At 72.3% G+C, this 2,750-nt stretch carries 1 protein-coding gene and 1 pseudogene; both read left to right on the top strand.

Features of this window, described 5'->3' with window-relative positions; translation table 11 throughout:
• Positions 1 to 10: 10 nt before the first annotated feature.
• Positions 11 to 1,408 (top strand): annotated as a pseudogene (locus tag GKQ77_RS31210) (alpha-amylase); the annotation flags it as partial.
• 66 nt (positions 1,409 to 1,474) lie between these two features.
• The gene (locus GKQ77_RS31205; RefSeq protein WP_219692477.1) at positions 1,475 to 2,350 is read left to right on the top strand and encodes an LLM class flavin-dependent oxidoreductase; all 876 of its coding nucleotides are present in this window, start codon (positions 1,475 to 1,477) and stop codon (positions 2,348 to 2,350) included.
• The last annotated feature ends 400 nt before the right edge of the window (positions 2,351 to 2,750 follow it).

The following is a 2,750-nucleotide window of genomic DNA, read 5'->3' as shown; positions in this document are numbered from 1 at the left end:
GGAGACCCCCATGAACGGCCCCACGCGCATAGCCCGCAGACCAGTAGCCATGACGCTCGCCCTCGCGGCGGGCGTCGTCGGGAGCCTCCTCGCGCCCGCACCCCGGGCGGAGGCGTCCCCGCCCGGCGGCAAGGACGTCACCGCTGTCCTCTTCGAGTGGCGCTTCGACTCGGTCGCCCGCGCCTGCAAGAGCCAACTCGGCCCCGCGGGTTATGGGTTCGTGCAGGTCTCACCGCCCCAGGAGCACATCCAGGGCGGCCAGTGGTGGACCTCGTACCAGCCGGTCAGCTACAAGATCGCCGGGCGCCTCGGTGACCGCGCGGCCTTCAAGAACATGGTCGACGCCTGTCACGGCGCGGGCGTCAAGGTGGTCGCGGACGCCGTGATCAACCACATGTCGGCCGGATCGGGGACCGGCACCGGTGGCTCGTCCTACACGAAATACGACTACCCCGGCACCTACTCCGGCGCCGACATGGACGACTGCCGGTCGGTGATCACCAACTACGGCGACCGCGGGAACGTACAGAACTGCGAACTCGTCGGCCTCGCCGACCTGGACACGGGCGAGGGCTACGTACGCGGCCGGATCGCCGCCTACCTCAACGACCTGCTCTCGCTCGGCGTCGACGGCTTCCGGATCGACGCGGCCAAGCACATGCCGGCGAGCGACCTCGCCGACATCAAGTCACGGCTGAGCGACCCGGGCGTGTACTGGAAGCAGGAGGCCATTCACGGAGCCGGCGAGGCGGTCTCACCGAGCGAGTACCTCGGAAACGGAGACGTCCAGGAGTTCCGGTACGCCCGCGACCTCAAGCGCGTCTTCCACAACGAGAAGCTCGCCTATCTCAAGAACTACGGCGAGGGGTGGGCGTACATGCCCTCCGGGAAGGCCGCCGTCTTCGTCGACAACCACGACACCGAGCGTGGCGGCGACACCCTCAGCTACAAGGACGGCGCCAACTACACCCTGGCCAACGTCTTCATGCTCGCCTGGCCCTACGGGGCACCCGACGTCCACTCCGGATACGAGTTCTCCGACCGCGACGCCGGCCCGCCCAACGGGGGCGCGGTGAAGGCCTGTTACTCCGACGGCTGGAAGTGCCAGCACGCGTGGCGCGAGATCTCCAAGATGGTCGCCTTCCGCAACACCGCGCGCGGCCAGGGCGTCACCCACTGGTGGGACAACGGCAACAACCAGATCGCCTTCGGGCGCGGCGACAAGGCGTACGTCGCGATCAACCACGAGGCCTCCTCGCTGAACCGCACCTTCCAGACCTCGCTGCCCGCGGGGGAGTACTGCGACGTCCAGTCCGGCAGGCGCGTCACCGTCAACGCCTCCGGGCAGTTCACGGCCACGCTCGGCGCCAACACGGCGGTCGCGCTGCATGTGGGCGCGAGGAAATGCGGGGCCTGAAACCCCGCCCCCGTAAACGCCGTTGATCATCCGGGGCGGGCGGGGTAGGAAGGCGTCATGACTGTTCTCGGTATGGTGTTCCGGCCCCAGCTTCCCCCCGAGCGACTGCGCTCCATGGTGCGCGCGGCCGACGAGGCGGGCCTCGCGGAGCTGTGGCTCTGGGAGGACTGCTTCCTGGAGAGCGGCATCGCCTCCGCGGCCGCGGCACTTGCCTGGTCCGAGCGGCTGCGCGTGGGGGTCGGTCTGCTGCCCGTGCCGCTGCGCAACGCCGCGCTCGCCACGATGGAGGCGGCCACGCTGCACCGGCTCTTCCCCGGGCGCGTCATGCTCGGCGTCGGGCACGGCGTGCAGGACTGGATGGGACAGGTGGGCGCGCGGGCCGAGTCGCCGCTGACCCTGCTGCGCGAACACCTCGACGCCATGCGGGCGTTGCTCGCGGGCGAGCGCGTCACCACCGAGGGGCGGTACGTCCGGCTCGACGGCGTCGCGCTCGACTGGCCGCCCGCCTCGGCGCCCGCCGTCTACGCCGGTGCGCGCGGACCCCGCTCGGTGCGGCTGACCGGGGAGGCCGCCGACGGCACGATCCTGGACGCGAGCACCACGCCGGAAGGCGTACGCGCGGCGCGCCGCCTCATCGACGAGGGAAGGCGGGCCGCCGGGCGCGGGGGAGCGGCCCACCCGATGGTGGTCTACCTCCACGCGGCGACCGGCCCGGACGCGCGGGAGCGGCTGCGTGCCGAACTCGGTCGCGACGGCCAGGAGGAAACGCCCGGGCTCGGGGCGGCGGGCGACGCCGAACACGTGGCGAAGGCGGTCCGGCGTCTCGCCGAGGCGGGCGCCGACACCGTGGTCCTCCAGCCCACCGCCGACGAACCGGACCCGGAGGGCTTCATCCGCTTCATCACGGAGGAGGTCGCCCCGCTGGTCCCGTAGGGGCCGCCCGGCGAGGGCGCGCTCCTGGTGGGCCCTCGCCGACGGGGGACCTTAGGCTCATCCGTATGGGAACCAGAGAGGCGGAGAACAGCGGCGCCGCGACACCCTCGCGGCCCGCGCCGGGCGCCGGAACGGGCTCCGCACCCGGCCCCGGATCTGCAACCGGCGCGGGATCCGCAGCCGGAACCGCACCCGGCACCGGAGCCGCCGCGGCAGCCGGGCCCGGCTCCGCGACCGGAGTCGCAACCGGATCTGCAACCCGAGCCAGAGCCGCGATCGGCGCTGGATCTGCACCCGGCACCGCAGCCGGAGCCGCCGCTGGGCCCGACTCCGCGACCGAAGCCGGAGTCGCAACCGGATCTGCAACCCGAGCCAGAGCCGCGATCGGCGCTGGATCTGC

This window comes from Streptomyces anatolicus (genome assembly GCF_019400875.1).
GTDB lineage: Bacteria > Actinomycetota > Actinomycetes > Streptomycetales > Streptomycetaceae > Streptomyces > Streptomyces anatolicus.
The sequence above is the reverse complement of the archived record's forward strand: the minus strand, read 5'-3'. Positions and strand labels throughout refer to the sequence as shown.